Source organism: Achromobacter sp. 1012554356 (assembly GCF_059760815.1).
Genome location: NZ_JCBANC010000050.1, coordinates 14,263 through 30,985, shown reverse-complemented (window position 1 = coordinate 30,985; position 16,723 = coordinate 14,263). Strand labels below are relative to the sequence as shown.

Genomic DNA, 16,723 nt, shown 5'->3' with positions numbered 1-16,723 from the left:
GGCATGGCCGCCCGGTTTCGTGCACGCGCGCGCCGGGTAATGTGAACGTCCACTGGACACTGTCCGTGCTGCGGACATCCTGGCCACGCACCAACTTGGCGCGAAACCGCTGCGTTAACATCGTCGGATCCCGAGTTCTTTCACTTCACTCCGAGCTTCCCATGACCGTGAATGCCTTTATCTGTGATGCGATTCGTACCCCCTTCGGCCGCTACGGCGGTGCGCTGGCTTCCGTGCGGCCCGACGATCTGGCTGCCGTAGCCATCAAGGCCCTCGCGGCGCGCAATCCTGGCGTGCGCTGGGAAGAACTCGACGACGCCATCATGGGTTGCGCCAACCAGGCGGGCGAAGACAACCGCAACGTGGCGCGCATGGCCACGCTGCTGGCCGGCCTGCCCGTCGAAGTGCCCGGCGCCACGGTCAACCGTTTGTGCGGTTCGGGTCTGGATGCCATCGGCACCGCCGCGCGCGCCATCCGTGCCGGAGAAGCCGGCCTGATGCTGGCTGGCGGCGTGGAAAGCATGAGCCGCGCCCCGTTCGTGATGGGCAAGGCCGACAGCGCCTACTCGCGCAGCGCCGCCATTTATGACACCACCATCGGCTGGCGTTTCATCAACAAGCTGATGAAGGCGCAGTACGGCGTGGACTCGATGCCCGAGACCGCCGAAAACGTCGCCGACGATTTCAACATCAGCCGCGCCGACCAGGACCTGTTCGCGCTGGCCAGCCAGGAAAAGACCGCGCGCGCACAGAAGGAAGGCTTCTTCGACGCGGAGATCGTGCCCGTGTCGATCGCCCAGAAGAAGGGCGACCCGATCATCGTCTCCAAGGACGAGCACCCGCGTGAAACGTCGCTGGAGTCGCTGGCCAAGCTCAAGGGCGTGGTCCGCGAAGGCGGCAGCGTCACGGCCGGCAACGCGTCGGGCGTGAACGACGGCGCCGCCGCGCTGCTGCTGGCCGACGAAAAAGCCGCTGCCCGCCATGGCCTGACTCCGCGCGCCCGCGTCGTCGGCATGGCAACCGCCGGTGTCGCGCCGCGCATCATGGGCATCGGTCCGGCGCCCGCCACGCTGAAGGTGCTGGCCCAGACCGGCCTGACGCTGGACCAGATGGACGTGATCGAACTGAACGAAGCGTTTGCCGCGCAAGGTCTGGCCGTGCTGCGCCAACTGGGCATCGCCGACAACGACCCGCGCGTGAACCCCAACGGCGGTGCGATCGCCCTGGGCCACCCGCTGGGCGCCAGCGGCGCGCGTCTGGCCACCACGGCCATCAACCAGCTGCACCGCACCGGCGGCCGCTACGCGCTGTGCACGATGTGCATCGGCGTCGGCCAAGGCATCGCGCTGATCATCGAGCGCGTGTAAAGCGCGTCGAACGCCCGGCGGGGCACATGGCGCTGCCAGGCAAACAACAAGGGAGCCCTCGGGCTCCCTTTGTCATTCAGTACGTCGATGGTCTGCCGAAAAGCTTCAGGGCAGGCCGTCGAGCTTTTTGCCGGCGGCGATGCCGTGCTTGTCGAACCACCCTTGCGCCATCTCCAGCGCGTAGCGCACCGGCTTTTTCGCGCAATGCGGATCTTCGGTCTGGGGCGCCATGTCTTCAATGTTGACGATCGTGCCGTCGTCGGCGATAAAGGCAATCGACAGGGGCAGCAGCGTATTGCGCATCCAGAAGCACTGCACATCCGGGCGGTCGAAGACGAACAGCATGCCGTCGTTGCCGGGCAGCTCTCTGCGGAACATCAGGCCGTCGCGCCGCGTGGCGTCCGTGTCGGCGACTTCCGCGCGGATAATATGGATGCCGGCCGACAGTTGCGTGGTGGGCAGACGCGGCTGCGGGCCAGTCTGTTGCTGTGCGCTGGCGGGCAGGGGCAGGGCGGCGGTTGCGATCGCGAGGGCTGCGGCGGCGATCACCGACACCTTGCGGCCGGCCGCGGTGCCCGCTGACGATGCTTTGGTAAACGTTGTTTTGAACAGCGTGTGAACAATGGGAAACAAAACGGCAATCTTCAGCATGGCCCGGCGGAGTAATAAGAAAATAACAAGGCGGGGCCCGAAAGCCCCGCCTGCATAATGGCGCAACCTAACCGTTGCGCTTTAAAGGGTAACTCAGGCAGCCGTAATATTGAGCGCCTGTTTACCTTTAGGCCCCTGGATAATCTCGAAGGCCACTTTCTGGCCTTCTTTCAGGGTTTTAAAACCATTCATCTGGATGGACGAGAAGTGGGCGAACAGATCTTCACCGCCATCGTCGGGCGTAATGAAGCCAAACCCCTTTGCATCGTTGAACCATTTGACGGTGCCCGTCGATTTGGGATTGTCCCCTTGGACGGCGGTTGCGGTCGTATCAGACATGCGGCCTGCCTCATTGAATCGTATGTTGACAGAAGGGCATTGTGGTCTAGACCCCTGTCCCCCCTCCGGCTTCCTGGCAGATTTTCGGTAAATTGAAAACCCCAGAATGCGTGGATAATGCGCCGCTTTTCTTGACCTAGTCAAGTATGGATACTACGTATTTCTGCGTGTAATTTTCAGTAAGTTGAGTGGTTGCCGTCCCCAGTTTAAATAGAATACCCGCCCTATGAGTTCTACCTTGGATTCCCAGCATGACTTGGTCGTCGAGAAGGCGCCGGCACGCACTGCGCCGCCGCCGATGTACCAGGTGCTGCTGCTCAACGACGACTACACCCCGATGGAGTTCGTCGTGAAAGTGCTGCAGAAATTCTTCAATAAGAATCAGGAAGAGGCGACGCGGATCATGCTGCAAGTGCATCACGAAGGCCGAGGCGTCTGCGGGGTTTACCCGCGTGACCTGGCCGCCACGCGCATTGCGCAGGTCGGACAATATGCGCGGGCGCGTCAGCACCCGCTGCAGTGCGTGATGGAACCAGTTTGATTTCGACAAAATACAGCGCCGCCAGCAATGGCGGCGTTGTGCTGCCGGTTGCATCCCGGGTTCCGGGATGAACGGTTTTGCCGCGTAACGGGAAGCGCGCGGCACATGCGGGTCGGCAGCTCCGCCGCTAAGGAGCGTTGTGTTCTAGTGGGCGGGGAGGTTTCGCCGTGAGTGGAAAGTTCAACAAGACCTGGCTGGCCGTAGCCGGGGTCGCGGTGTTGGCCGGCGCCATTGGCGTGGGCTGGTGGATGGGCAAGGGGCAGCAGCCGGCAAGTCCGGCAGCGGTTCCAGCGGCGCAGACGGCAACCGCCACGGCCGCGCAGGCGCCGAGCAGCGCGGCGCCAACGCTGCCTGCCACCGCAACGGTGGGCGCCGCAGATCCCTTCGCAGCGCTCAATTGCCAGCCTCGCCAATACAACGATGCCTTGTCGCTGGCCGTGACCTTCACGCAGCCGGTGGATGCCAAGAGCAATCTGGACGCTTTCCTTCAGGTGACCGATACGGGTTCCACGGCCGGCAAGGCCGACGAGGACAGCGAATCGGCCGCCGCGCCGGGCCAGCAGCCGGCCTCGGTGCGTCCTGGCGATTCCGCGCCCAAGGGCAAGATACTCAAGGGCAACTGGGTCGTCGGCGACAACCCGCGCGTGGTGTACTTCCCCTATGTGCAGCCGCAGCGCTCCTATGCCATCACGGTCCGTTCGGGCCTGCCGGGCGCGGGCGACAAGGTCGCGCTGACCGAGGCGTCGCATTGCGAAGTCAGCACGCAGGCCATGCCGCCGTCGTTCTACTTCGCGAGCCGCGGCGTGGTGCTGCCGGCTGGCCAGAACGGCGGTCTGCCGGTGGCCACGGTCAACGTGCCCGAGGTCGACGTGCAGTTCCTGCGCGTGTCCCCCGACCGCGTGCCCGAACTCTTCGACGCTGTCCTGGGCGTGGGTCGCACTCCCGCCGCCTCGGAAGACGAGGACGACGGCAACTATGACGAGAACGACTGGCGCTATGCCGGCAATCGCAGCCTGAAGGGCTCGGTCAGCAACTGGGACCTGGACCGGCTGAATTCGCTGACGACCAGCGTTTATCAAGGCCGTTTCGTCACCGACGACAAGCCGAATCGCCGCCATGTCACGTTCCTGCCCGTCGAGGGCATCAAGGAACTGCAGGAGCCGGGCATCTACGTTGCGGTCATGAGCCAGCCGGGCCGTTTCCGCTACGAATATCAAGTCACCTATTTCTATGTCAGCGACATCGGGCTGCACGCACGCCGCTACAGCGACCGCATCGAAGCGTATTCGGTGTCGCTGAAGTCCGGCCAGGCCATCTCGGGCGCCGTGTTTGAACTGGTGGACGGCGCCGGCAAGCCGCTGGCCAAGGCCGCCGCCGATGCGCAGGGCCATGTCCGCTTTGACGGCAGCTTTGCCAATGCCCGCGTCATCCGCGCTTCGCGCGACAAGGAAATGACCGTGCTGGCGCTGGGCGAGCCGGCGCTGGACCTGTCCGAGTTCGATACGGGCGGCCACGCGTCGCGCGCGAACAACCTGTTCGTCTACGCCGGCCGCAACCTGTACCGCCCCGGCGAAACGTTCCACGTATCGGTGTTGCCGCGCGACCTGGACGGCCGCGTGCTGACGCCGTCGCCGCTGACCGCGACCCTCAAGCGTCCGGATGGCCGCACAATGCAGACCGCGCTGTGGCAACCGCAGAAGGATCTGCCCGGCTATGTCGAGCGCGCGATCGATCTGCCGCTGGATGCGCAGACCGGCACGTGGCTGCTGGAACTGCGCGTGGATCCGTCCTCGCGCGCCCCGGATGCCTCGTGGAAGTTTCAGGTCGAGGAGTTCCTGCCCGAACGCATGAAGATGGCGCTGACCTCGGGCCAGGACGTGCTGTCCCCCGACGAGGAACTGACCGTCGATGTGCAGGGCGACTACCTGTACGGCGCGCCAGCCGCGGGCAACCGCCTCTTGGCGACGTTCCAGGTCAAGCGTGACCGCTTTGCGCTGGCCCAGCAATGGCCGGGCTTCATCTTTGGCGATGTGGCCGACGACACGCGCCGCAGCTTCGGCGAACTGCCGGAGTCCGCGCTGGACGACAAGGGCCGCGCGCAGCTCGACGTGAACCCGAACGCCGCCGGCACGCATTCGCCCATGAAGGTCCGGGTGTCGGCCAGCCTGCTGGAATCCGGCGGCCGCCCGGTGGTCCGCTCCATCGAGCGCACCGTCTGGCCCGCCGACAAGTTGATCGCCGTCCGTCCGCAGTTCGACAGCGACGTGGCACGCGAGAACTCGCCGGCCGGTTTTGAAGTGATCCGCGCCAACGCGCAAGGCAAGATCGAACCGCTCGCCCAGGCGCAGATGCGTCTGTTCCGCGAAGAGCGCCAGTACTACTGGCGGTTCGACGACCAGCGCGGCTGGAACAGCGGCTACACCGAAACCGAAGAACTGGTCGACTCGCGCGAGATCGCGCTGAACGATCGCTCCCAACTGACCGTCCCGGTCAAGTGGGGCCGCTACCGTCTGGAAATCACGGATCCGGAAACCGGCGAGACGATGCGCTATCGCTTCTATGCCGGTTGGAACGCGCAGGACGCCGATGCCATGGGCAACCGTCCCGACCGCGTGCAGATGAAGCTGGAAGGCGTGCCCGCCAAGCCGGGCGACACCGTCAAGCTTACGCTGACGCCGCCGCATGATGGGCAGGCGCTCATCACCGTCGAAGGCGACCGCATGCTGTGGTCCCAATGGGTGGCCGTTAAGGCCACTGGCACCGAGGTCGAGATTCCGGTCGACAAGGAATGGAAGCGTCACGACCTGTACGTGGCTGCGGCAGTGTTCCGCCCGGGCAGCGAGGGTGACCGCGTCACGCCGGCCCGCGCGCTGGGCCTGGCGTTCCTGCCGATCGCCAGCGCCGATCGCAAGCTGGACGTCAAGCTCACCGCCGCGCCCAAGGCCGTGCCGGAAACCAAGACGACCGTGCGCGTCAAGGTTGACGGCGCGCAGGGCAAGCAGGCGATGGTGACGCTGTCCGCGGTCGACGTGGGCATTCTCAACATCAACCAGTACGCCACGCCCGATCCGCTGGATTACTTCTTCGGCAAGCACCGCTACGCGCCCGAATTGCTGGACATGTACGGCAAGCTCATCGAGAAGATGGACGGCACCAAGGGCAAGCTGAAGTGGGGTGGTGACGCCGCGATGCGCGGCGACAGCAAGAGCCTGCCCAAGAAGGTCAAGCTGGTGGATCTGTTCTCTGGCCCCGTTGCGCTCAACGCGCAGGGCGAGGCGGACATCCCGCTGGACCTGCCCGACTTCAACGGCACGTTGCGCCTGATGGCCGTGGCGTTCACGCCCGACAACTACGGCAGCACCGACGCCGAAATGGTCGTGGCCGCGCCGATCGTGGCGGAACTGAACACCCCGCGTTTCATCACGCCGGGCGACCAGGCCGCCATCGCGCTGGACGTCACCAACCTGAGCGGCGCCGAGCAGAAGATCTCGGTCAAGCTCGAGGCCCTGGATCCGCTGGCCATCGTTGATGGCGTGCGCACCGTCACGCTGAAAGACAAGCAGCGCACGACGTTGCGCTTCACGGCGACGACCACCGGTTCCTACGGCCTGGGTCTGATGCGCTTGACGGTAGACGGGCAGGGCGGCGCCAAGCCGGTGCACATCGTGCGCGAGTCCGTGCTGCAGGTGCAGCCGGCGCACGCGCCCGAGCGCCAGGTCCGGCGTCTGCGCCTGAATCCGGGCGAGTCGCAATCGGCGCAGGCTTCTTGGGTCGCGTCCTACTACCCGGACTCGACGACCGTCAGCCTGACCGTGTCCAACCGTCCGCCGTTCAACGTCAACCGCCTGGTCGAGGACCTGCTCAACTATCCCTATGGATGCACCGAGCAGACCATCAGCGCGACCATGCCGTGGGTGATGCTGGATGAGGATGCCGCCAAGCAGTTCGGCCTGAAGCCGCGCACCGAGGCCGAACGCGCCGCCAAGGTCGCGGGCGCCATCGGCCGCCTGTCGGGCATGCGCAACTCGGTCGGTTCGTACAACCTCTGGAGCGGCGCGTCCTCGCGCGATGTGTGGCTGACGGCCTATGCCGTGGGCTTCATGCAGGACGCCCGGGATCGTGGTTTCGACGTGCCCGAGGCTTCGCTGGACCGCTCGCGGACCTGGCTGCTGGAACAGGTGCAGCAGAGCGCGGGCGCATTCGGCACGTGGTCGGCCAACCTGCGCCGCAACGTCGAGGCCAACCGCATCGACAGCAGCGACGCCAACGTGCTCCGCGAAGACCATCGCCGCTTCGCGGGCCTGGCCACCGCCGCACTCGTGCTGGCGCGCGACAAAAAGGCGCCGCTGTCGACCGTGCGTCAGCTTTTCGACAACTACCAGGAACGCGCGCGCTCGCCGCTGCCGTTGGTGCAACTGGCCGCCGCCTTCAAGCTGATGGGCGATGAAGGGCGCATGAAGCAGGCGCTCGACCTGGCCATGGCGCGCGCCTACGGCATCAACATCAACAACCGCAGCAGCGCCTACTACGACGAATGGATGGGCGATTACGGCAGCAGCGTGCGCGACTACGCGCTGTCTTACGCGCTGGTCTCGCAGTACGAGCTGCGCCATGAGCGCAGTGAAAACCTGCTGACGCAGCTCTCCAGCCGCCTGGGCAACCGTTCGTACCTGTCCACGCAGGAACAGATGGCCCTGCTGCTGGCCGCGCGTGCCGCGGGCGGCAGCAAGAACACGCCATGGGAAGCGGTGCTGACCGTCAACGGCGAGCGCAAGCCGCTGACCGGCGGCAAGAGCGACCAGACGGTCTCGCTGTCGGCCGCGGATCTGGCGGGTACGCAGTTGCAGAACACCGGCAGCCAGTCCTTGTTTGTCGAATACGACATCCAGGGCAGCCCGACCGCGACCCCCGCGCCGCGCAACGACATCATCCAGCTCAAGCGCGGCTGGTACCGTCCGGACGGCCGTCCGTGGGATGGCGGCACCCTGCAGACCGGCGACATGCTGGTGGTGTGGGTGCAGGCCAGCGCCAACCAGAACATCCCGGACGGGCTGCTGGTTGACCGCGTGCCGGCAGGCTTCGAGGTCGAAAACCTCAATCTGTCGCAGAGCCCGGAGATGCAGGACTGGTCGATTGGCGGACGCCGCGTGGCCGACGCAATGTCGGATTCCAACATCAAGCATCGCGAGTTCCGCGACGACCGCTACGTCGCGGCGGTATCGCTGGGCCGTGGCAAGGTGGACGTGTTCTATCTGGTGCGCGTCGTGACGCCGGGCCGCTACGCGGTGCCGTCAACGGTGGCCGAGGATATGTACCGGCCGGAAATCCGCGGCGTGGGTGAGCAATGGAGCACGGTCGAAATCCGCGATCGCGGCGCCAAGCGTCCTTGAACGCCGCCGCTGCTTCCGGGGCGGGCGCATCGCGCGCCCGCCGCTGGCGGCGGCGCGGCATCATCGCGGCCAGCGCGTTGTCAGCGCTGGCCGCGTTGTTATTCGCGCTCGACCGTCTGTATCCGCTGCCCCCCATCGACTCGGGCGGGGCGGCGGTTGTCGTGGCGGCCGACGGCACGCCGCTGCGCAACTATCCCAGCCGCGACGGCATCTGGCGCTACCCGGTCCAGCCGGATCAGGTCTCGCCCCGCTATCTTGAAACGCTGCTTACCTATGAGGACCGCTGGTTTTACTGGCACCCCGGGGTGAACCCGGTGGCGCTTGCGCGCGCGGGCTGGCAATGGGCCACCAACCGCCGCATCGTGTCCGGCGGATCCACGCTGACCATGCAGGTGGCGCGGCTGATCGATCCGCAACTGGCGGGCAAGCCGTCGCGTACGATGTCGGCCAAGCTGCGGCAGGCGTGGCGCGCCGTGCAGCTTGAAATGCACTACAGCAAGGACGAGATCCTTTCCCTGTACCTGACGCATGCCCCCATGGGCGGCATCGTCGAAGGCGTGGAAATGGGTTCGCGGCTGTGGCTGGGCAAGCCGGCCCGCGATCTGGGTCCGGCCGAGGCCGCCATGCTCACTGCCTTGCCGCAGGCGCCGTCGCGGCTGCGTCCCGACCGCCACCCCGAGGCCGCCCAGGCCGCCCGCGACAAGGTGCTTGACCGTATGGCCGAACTGGGCCGCTGGACCCCGGCCGAGGTCGCCGACGCCAAGATCGAGACGGTCATTGCGCCGCCGCTGCGAGCGCGCTGGCTGGCGCCGCTGGCGGCCCAGCGCCTGCTGCTGGAGGCGGGCGGCGCGCGCCGTGCCGGCGACCGCCCGCCGCTTGTCACGTCGACGCTGGACGCCGACATGCAGGCATCGGTGGAACAAATGTTGCTGGACCGGGTCGATAACCTTCCGCCCAAGGTGTCGATGGCCGTGCTCGTCATGGACAACGACTCCCTGGAGATCAAGGCCTATGCCGGATCGGCGGATTTTTCGGACGATTCGCGGTACTCGCACGTCGACATGGTGCGCGGCGTGCGGTCGCCGGGCTCGACGCTCAAGCCGTTTCTGTATGCCCAGGCGCTGGACGAGGGACTGATCCATTCGGAAAGTCTGCTGATGGACGCGCCGATGTCGTTCGGCGGTTATGCGCCCGGCAATTTCCAGGCCGCCTTCGCGGGGCCGATCAGTGTGGCGCAGGCGTTGCAACGGTCGCTGAATGTGCCCGCCGTGGACCTGCTGGACCGGGTCGGGCCGGTCAGTTTTGCCTCGGTTATGCTGGCAGGCGGCGTGAAGTTACGTATGCCCGCGGGCGCCGAGCCAAATCTGAGCTTGATTTTGGGCGGGGGTGGCACCACATTGGAAGAACTGGTCGGCGCTTATCGCGCGTTGGCCCGGGACGGTGTCTCGGGGCGGCCCCGTCTCAGGCCGGAGCAGCCCCTTGTCGAGTCCCGTATGATGAGTCCTGGCGCGGCCTGGATCGTCCGGGACATCCTCGAAGGCGGTGGACACCCGGACCGGCCGTTTTACCAGTCGGGCAATCCCGGCCGGCAACTGGCCTGGAAAACCGGGACCAGTTTCGGTTTCCGGGACGCCTGGGCAGTCGGTGTGACCGACAGATGGACGATCGGCGTATGGGTCGGCAGGCCCGACGGTACGCCGAATCCGGGATTTTTCGGGGCGAATGTGGCGGCGCCGCTACTGCAAGATATCGTGGCGGCATTGCCCGAAGGCGCCCAGCAAGTCCGCGTCAGGCCCGAAACGGTGCAGGCGGTGGTGACATGCTGGCCCCTGGGTTACAGGCTGGGCAGCGAGCCCTCGGGCACGTGTCCCGAGCAGCGCGCGGCCTGGATGCTCAATGAAACGGCGCCGCCGTCGTTTGCCGGTTATGCCGATGCCACCCAGGGACCGCTGCGGCTCGGTGGCGTGGCCAACGGCTCGGTGCTGCGGCCCGTGCCCGGCATGCGGCAAGTCGCGCTGGACGTTGATGTCCAGGGCGCTGAAGGCGAAGTCTGGTGGATGCTCGATGGTCGTGTCGCAAGTCATGGCGCCGCGGGTCATCCGTTTAATTTGGTGCTGGCGCACGACGGCCGGTATACGCTAACCGTCATGGATACACATGGCCGGCACGACAGTGTGGTTTTTGAAATCGCTGGCGTTACGCCATGATCGGCATAGAATATGAATCGTGTATTAGCCCGCTTCGATGCGTTACGGAGGAAGCGTGATTTCTCAAGAGCTTGAAGTCAGCCTGCATATGGCTTTCGTCGAGGCCCGTTCGGCCCGGCACGAATTTATTACCGTCGAGCATCTGCTGTTGGCGTTGCTCGACAACGCTTCGGCGGTCGAGGTCCTGCGCGCCTGCGCGGCCAACCTGGATGACCTGCGCCGCAACCTGCGCCAGTTCGTTTCGGAAAATACGCCGGTAATTCCCAGTGGCGCCGAAGTCGACACGCAGCCCACGTTGGGTTTCCAGCGCGTCATTCAGCGCGCGATCATGCATGTCTCCGCCGGCGGCACGGGCAAGAAGCCCGTGACGGGCGCGAACGTGCTGGTGGCCATTTTTGGCGAAAAGGACTCGCACGCCGTGTACTACCTGCAACAGCAGGGCGTCACGCGCCTGGACGTGGTCAATTTCCTGTCCCATGGCATTACCAAACAGCCGCAGGTGGAGTCCGCCGCCGTGCAGAAAGAGCAACAGCCCAATGGTGAAGAGCAGGGCGATTCGCGTCAGTCGCCGCTGGATCAGTACGCCACCGACCTGAACGCCGCCGCGCTGGCCGGCCGCATCGATCCCCTGATCGGCCGCGAGCACGAAGTCGAGCGCGTCATTCAGGTGTTGTGCCGCCGCCGCAAGAACAACCCGCTTCTGGTGGGCGAGGCCGGCGTGGGCAAGACCGCCATCGCGGAAGGCCTGGCCTGGCGCATCACGCGCGGCGAAGTGCCCGAAGTCCTGCAGGCCGCTCAGGTCTTTTCGCTGGACATGGGCGCGCTGCTGGCCGGCACCAAGTACCGCGGCGATTTCGAACAGCGTCTGAAAGGCGTGCTCAAGCAGATCCGCGGCAATCCCGATGCGATCCTGTTCATCGACGAAATTCACACGCTGATCGGCGCCGGTTCCGCGTCGGGCGGCACGCTGGATGCCTCCAACCTGCTCAAGCCGGCCTTGTCGTCGGGGCAGTTGAAGTGCATCGGCGCAACCACCTACACCGAATACCGCGGCGTCTTCGAGAAAGACCACGCGCTGTCGCGCCGGTTCCAGAAGATCGACGTCCCCGAGCCCAGCATCGAACAGACCGTGCAGATTCTTCGCGGCCTGAAGAGCCGCTTCGAAGAGCACCACAGCGTGCGTTATTCGGCTGCGGCGCTGTCGGCTGCGGCCGAACTGTCGGCGCGCTTCATCAACGACCGCCACCTGCCTGACAAGGCCATCGACGTGATCGACGAGGCCGGCGCCGCGCAGCGTCTGCTGCCGCGTTCGCGCCAGAAAAAGGTGATCGGCAAGGTCGATATCGAGAACATCGTTTCCAAGATCGCGCGCATCCCGCCGCAGTCCGTCTCCAACGACGACCGCAGCAAGCTCGCCACGCTGGACCGCGACCTCAAGACGGTGGTATTTGGTCAGGATGGCGCTATTGACGCGCTGTCCGCCGCCATCAAGATGGCGCGCTCGGGCCTGGGCAAACCGGAAAAGCCGATTGGCGCTTTCCTGTTGTCGGGCCCCACGGGCGTCGGCAAGACCGAAGTCGCGCGTCAGTTGGCATTCACGCTGGGCGTCGAACTGCTGCGTTTCGACATGTCGGAATACATGGAACGCCACGCGGTGTCGCGCCTGATCGGAGCGCCGCCGGGATACGTGGGTTTCGACCAGGGCGGCCTGCTCACCGAGGCGATCACCAAGCAGCCGCATTGCGTGCTGCTGCTCGACGAAATCGAAAAGGCGCACCCGGATGTTTTCAACATCCTGCTGCAGGTCATGGACCACGGCACGCTGACCGACAACAACGGCCGCAAGGCAGACTTCCGCAACGTCATTCTCATCATGACGACCAACGCGGGCGCCGAGACCTTGAACCGTCCGTCGATCGGTTTCGCGAATTCGCGGATGGTGGGCGACGAAATGGCGGAAATCCGCCGCATGTTCACCCCTGAATTCCGCAACCGCCTGGACGCGATCATTCCCTTTGCCGCGCTGGACCACGAGGTCATCATGCGCGTGGTGGACAAGTTCCTCATGCAGCTTGAAGACCAGTTGCACGAACGTCGCGTGGAAGCCGTATTCACCTCGCGCCTGCGTGAACACCTTGCCAAGGAGGGGTTCGATCCGCTGATGGGCGCGCGTCCCATGCAACGCCTTATCCAGGACACCATCCGGCGCGCGCTGGCCGACGAGCTGCTGTTTGGCAAGCTGGTCGACGGCGGCTCGGTCACAGTGGATCTGGACGAGTCGGGCAAGGTTACGCTGGACTTTGACGACAGCGGCAAGCCGCCTTCGTCGGACGCGCCGGACAAGCAGGAAGTCGAACTCGTCGACTGATGACCGCGGACCGCCAGCCGCTGATCGAATGCGAACACTGCGCAAGCATTTATCGCCGACATCAGCTTGAACCTGGCGAGACCGCCAATTGTGCCCGCTGCGGTGCCGTCCTCTGGCGCTACAGCGGGCTTACTTTGTCCAATTGGCTGGCGCTCGCCATCACCGCCCTGATCGTCTTCGGGGTGGCCAATGCCTACCCGGTCGCTTCGATGTCCGTGCAGGGCATGGTGCAGCAGGCTTCTCTGCTGGACTCCATTTCCATCACCTGGCGCCAGGGCCATTGGCTCGTGTCCATCATGACCGGGTTGGCGGGCTTCGCGCTGCCGCTTCTGCAACTGATCGTGCTGCTGTGGGTGCTGGGCCCGTTGTCCCGGGGCCGCGAACCGGCGGATTTCCACGCCGCCATGCGCCTGTTGGGCGTCTTGCGCCCATGGTGCATGGTGCCCGTGTTTCTTTTGGGCGTGCTGGTCGCCGTGGTGAAACTGGCGGGGATGGCCGCGGTCGCGCCGGGCATCGGCCTGGCCGCGTTCGGCGTCCTGACCGTGCTGCTCACGATTCTGGGCAGGTTGTCACCCCATGTGTTGTGGCGGTATGCCGAATCCGTCGGCGTGGTGCCCGTGCATGTGCCCGAAGCCGGGCCCGACGTCGTGTTGACCGGTTGCCACGTTTGCGGCCAGGTGCAGGCCCTGCCGCGGGACGCCGATCCCGAGGCGCACCATCACTGCGTGCGCTGCGACGCGGTGGTGCATTACCGCAAGCCCGATCACGTGGCGCGCACATGGGCGCTGTTGCTGGCGGCCGTGGTGTTCTACATTCCCGCGAACGTGCTGCCGGTGATGAAAGTCAATTCGCTGCTCGGCGACAGCGCCCACACCATTCTGGGCGGCGTCGTGGAACTCTGGCAGATGGGCTCATGGGACATTGCGCTGATCGTGTTCATCGCCAGCGTGGCGGTGCCGCTGACCAAACTGTTGGCGTTGATTCTGTTGTTGCTTACTGAACAATGGCGTAGCACAACCAATCTGGGGGCGCGTACGCGGTTGTATCAGATGGTTGAATTCATTGGCCAGTGGTCGATGCTGGATGTATTTGTCGTTATATTGCTGGCGGCGCTGGCCGACTTTCAGGGCTTGATGGAAATCAGCGCCGGTGCGGGCGCTGCCGCGTTCGGCGTGGTCGTCATCCTGACCATGCTGGCGGCCATGAGCTTCGACCTGCGCCGTAGCTGGGACCTTGAAGGTCAGACCGAAATTGAATCAGCGCCGGTGGAGGGCCGGCATGCGCCGGTGTCCGTCTCCGGCAAGCAAGTGGGCTAGGAAAGGCCTCCCGCCGTTGTTTTCCGCTCAGAAAAGGAAAAAGTAGATGTCCGAGCAAGCCCCCGGATCTGGTGAAGAGAAGTTCGCGTCGCCCGCGATCTCGCGCAAGAAGAAAAGCCGGATCTCCTGGATCTGGCTGGTCCCCGTTGTTGCCGCGTTGATGGGCCTGTCGCTGGTCGTGCGGACCTGGATGCAGGCCGGGCCCGACATTTCCATCTCTTTCAATACTGCCGAGGGTCTGGAGGTGGGCAAGACCCAACTTCGCTACAAGGACGTGAACATCGGCACGGTCAAATCCATTGGTTTTAATTCCGACCGCAGCAAGGTGGTTGTCAAAGCCGAGCTGTCCAAGCAGGTCTCTGACCTGGCGCGCGAAGGCACCAACTTCTGGGTGGTGCGGCCGCGGCTGGACGTAAGCGGTGTCTCGGGACTGGGCACCTTGCTGTCGGGCGCCTACATCGGCGTGGACGCGGAAGAGGGCAAGGACGGCAGCAACCGCGCCACCAAGCTGTCTTTCGAAGGCCTGGAAACCCCGCCCGCCGTGACCCATGATCGCGCGGGCAAGCGTTTCATGCTCAAGGCCTCGGACCTGGGCTCGCTCGATATCGGCTCGCCCGTGTATTACCGCCGCATCAACGTGGGCCGCGTGATCGGCTACGCCCTGGACGAGAACGGCAGTGCCGTGAACGTCGAGGTGTTTGTCGATGCACCCAACGACAAGTTCGTCACCAATAGCACCCGCTTCTGGAACGCCAGCGGGGTGGACTTCAGTGTCAACGCCGACGGCCTGAAGGTGCGCACGCAATCGCTCGTGTCGATGGCGGTGGGCGGCGTGGCGTTCGCGTCCGTGCAGAACGCCCGCGATGGCGAAGCGCCCGCCAAACCCGACGCCGAGTTCGACCTGTACGCCACCGAGGCGGCTGCCAAGGCCAACCCGGACGGCGAAGCCTTCCCGATCCGCATGCGCTTTGACCAGTCGATCCGCGGGCTGACCGTGGGTGCGCCTGTCGACTTCAACGGCATCACGTTGGGCGACGTCACGCAGATCACGCTGGACTTCGATCCCGCCACCAAGCGCTTCTATTCGCTGGTGGACGCCACCCTGTATCCGGAGCGGCTGGGCCGCGTCTACGAAGAGGTGCGCGAGCGTGCGATCAAGGACGGCGATGTGGCGGGCGGCCGCTTGCTGGGCGTGATGGTCAAGCATGGCCTGCGCGCACAACTGCGCACGGCCAACCTGCTGACCGGCCAGCTCTACGTGGTGCTGGACAACGTGCCGAACGCCAAGCCCGTCGAGTTCGTGATGTCCGAGCCCGCAATGATCCCGACGGTGCCGGGCAACCTGGATCAGCTCCAGCAGCAGGTCACCAACATCGTCACCAAGATCGAGAAGATTCCGTTCGACAAGATCGGCGAGGACCTGCGCGCCACGCTGGCCAGCACGTCCAAACTCATGAACCGCCTGGACAAGCAGGTGGCGCCCGAAGCGCAGAAGGCGCTCAAGGCGGCCAAGGACTCGATGGCGAACATCAACTCGCTGCTGGCCTCCGACGCATCGCTGCCGGTCAATACCGAACGGGCGATGCAGGAACTGAGCCGGGCGGCGCGTTCGCTGCGCGCGCTGGCCGACTTCCTGCAATCCAATCCCGAAGCCCTGCTGCGCGGCAGAGGTGAAGACCCCATCCCGGGCGCCGGCCCAGTCAGGAACTAGACGCTCATGAAAAGCCGACTCTCTTGCTCCGCAACCCCGTCCCGCAACGGACGCGCGCGCGCCGCGCTCGCCGTGCTGGCGCTGTCCGGCGCGCTGGCGGCCTGCGGCTCGTCGCCGCCCGTTCATTACTACACGCTGCAGACCCCCGAGCGGTCGGCGGCGCCCGGTGCGGCGCCGGGCTCGGCCTCGTTCCTGATCGAGGTGCAGCCTGTCACGCTGTCGACGCAGGCCGACCAGCCGCAACTCATGGTGCGCACCGGCGATGGCAGCATCTCCGCCCTGTATTCCGAGCGCTGGAGTTCGCCGCTGGGCGACGAATTGCGCAATGCCTTGTCCGATGCGCTCAAGCGCGATCTGGGTGCGCTCGACGTGCAGATGGTCAAGCCGGGGCCGGGGGCGCCGATCTGGCGCGTGCAGACCGACGTGCAGCGCTTTGAAATGGTGTCCGGCAGCATGGCGCAACTGGACGCCACGTGGCGCGTGCGGCCCGTCGACACCAAGGGTACGGGCCTCTTGTGCCGCAGCGTTGTCACCGAGAACGTTTCCGATGACGCCATTCCCACCCTGATCGCCGCGCAACAGCGCGCGGTGGTCAGCCTGGCGGGCGTCATGGCAGCGGCGATTCGCGGCCAGACCCCAGCGGGGTCGGGCTCGGTTCAGATGATGGGATGTTCCGCGCTGAAGGAATGATCCACCCCGAGTTTCGGGATAAACCTCGCGATCTCAAGCGGTTAACTGGGCTCAACCTAGGGTTAACCTTAATACAAACGCGGTTGCAACCTGTCTAGCATACGGTCCTACCCATACTGGGTCCCGATTGGGCCCAGTTACAC

The 16,723-nt window shown here is 65.3% G+C and carries 10 protein-coding genes; 8 read left to right on the top strand and 2 right to left on the bottom strand.

Going from position 1 to position 16,723, the window contains the following annotated elements; all coding sequences use genetic code 11:
- Window positions 1–161 precede the first annotated feature (161 nt).
- The gene (gene pcaF, locus AC6LJW_RS22245) at window positions 162–1,367 is read left to right on the top strand and encodes a 3-oxoadipyl-CoA thiolase (protein ID WP_056562633.1); all 1,206 of its coding nucleotides are present in this window, start codon (window positions 162–164) and stop codon (window positions 1,365–1,367) included.
- Window positions 1,368–1,472: 105 nt separating this feature from the next.
- On the opposite strand, the gene AC6LJW_RS22240 is transcribed toward pcaF, so the two are convergent.
- Both AC6LJW_RS22240 and AC6LJW_RS22235 read right to left on the bottom strand, forming a co-directional pair.
- A complete protein-coding gene (locus AC6LJW_RS22240; RefSeq protein WP_200949374.1) occupies window positions 1,473–2,018 on the bottom strand; it encodes a DUF192 domain-containing protein in 546 nt (181 codons plus the stop codon).
- A gap of 93 nt (window positions 2,019–2,111) precedes the next feature.
- A complete protein-coding gene (locus tag AC6LJW_RS22235; protein ID WP_006220277.1) occupies window positions 2,112–2,357 on the bottom strand; it encodes a cold-shock protein in 246 nt (81 codons plus the stop codon).
- Window positions 2,358–2,583: 226 nt separating this feature from the next.
- Here AC6LJW_RS22235 and clpS point away from each other — a divergent pair, with 226 nt between their 5' ends.
- From clpS to AC6LJW_RS22200, 7 genes are all read left to right on the top strand, one after another.
- The gene (clpS, locus tag AC6LJW_RS22230; RefSeq protein WP_056562630.1) at window positions 2,584–2,898 is read left to right on the top strand and encodes an ATP-dependent Clp protease adapter ClpS; all 315 of its coding nucleotides are present in this window, start codon (window positions 2,584–2,586) and stop codon (window positions 2,896–2,898) included.
- Window positions 2,899–3,065: 167 nt separating this feature from the next.
- Window positions 3,066–8,288, top strand: a complete 5,223-nt coding sequence (locus tag AC6LJW_RS22225; RefSeq protein ID WP_498088262.1) for an alpha-2-macroglobulin family protein — start codon at window positions 3,066–3,068, stop codon at window positions 8,286–8,288.
- Window positions 8,285–10,495, top strand: coding sequence for a penicillin-binding protein 1C (gene pbpC / locus AC6LJW_RS22220; RefSeq protein ID WP_427986597.1), 2,211 nt, complete (start codon window positions 8,285–8,287; stop codon window positions 10,493–10,495). Before AC6LJW_RS22225 ends, pbpC begins: the two co-directional genes overlap by 4 nt.
- A gap of 55 nt (window positions 10,496–10,550) precedes the next feature.
- The gene (clpA, locus tag AC6LJW_RS22215) at window positions 10,551–12,863 is read left to right on the top strand and encodes an ATP-dependent Clp protease ATP-binding subunit ClpA (protein WP_056566700.1); all 2,313 of its coding nucleotides are present in this window, start codon (window positions 10,551–10,553) and stop codon (window positions 12,861–12,863) included.
- Window positions 12,863–14,179, top strand: a complete 1,317-nt coding sequence (locus tag AC6LJW_RS22210; protein WP_056562624.1) for a paraquat-inducible protein A — start codon at window positions 12,863–12,865, stop codon at window positions 14,177–14,179. Before clpA ends, AC6LJW_RS22210 begins: the two co-directional genes overlap by 1 nt.
- A 46-nt stretch (window positions 14,180–14,225) precedes the next feature.
- Window positions 14,226–15,890: a PqiB family protein gene (locus AC6LJW_RS22205; protein ID WP_498088261.1), complete on the top strand. Its 1,665-nt coding sequence runs from the start codon at window positions 14,226–14,228 to the stop codon at window positions 15,888–15,890.
- A 6-nt stretch (window positions 15,891–15,896) separates the two neighbouring features.
- Window positions 15,897–16,580 (top strand): PqiC family protein, encoded by a 684-nt coding sequence (locus tag AC6LJW_RS22200; protein WP_427986624.1) that lies wholly within the window; start codon window positions 15,897–15,899, stop codon window positions 16,578–16,580.
- The last annotated feature ends 143 nt before the right edge of the window (window positions 16,581–16,723 follow it).

Coding starts and splice junctions, on each gene's coding strand:
- pcaF (WP_056562633.1), top strand. CDS start 162: ATGACCGTGAATGCCTTTATCTGTGATGCGATTCGTACCCCCTTCGGC.
- AC6LJW_RS22240 (WP_200949374.1), bottom strand. CDS start 2,018: ATGCTGAAGATTGCCGTTTTGTTTCCCATTGTTCACACGCTGTTCAAA.
- AC6LJW_RS22235 (WP_006220277.1), bottom strand. CDS start 2,357: ATGTCTGATACGACCGCAACCGCCGTCCAAGGGGACAATCCCAAATCG.
- clpS (WP_056562630.1), top strand. CDS start 2,584: ATGAGTTCTACCTTGGATTCCCAGCATGACTTGGTCGTCGAGAAGGCG.
- AC6LJW_RS22210 (WP_056562624.1), top strand. CDS start 12,863: ATGACCGCGGACCGCCAGCCGCTGATCGAATGCGAACACTGCGCAAGC.
- AC6LJW_RS22205 (WP_498088261.1), top strand. CDS start 14,226: ATGTCCGAGCAAGCCCCCGGATCTGGTGAAGAGAAGTTCGCGTCGCCC.
- AC6LJW_RS22200 (WP_427986624.1), top strand. CDS start 15,897: ATGAAAAGCCGACTCTCTTGCTCCGCAACCCCGTCCCGCAACGGACGC.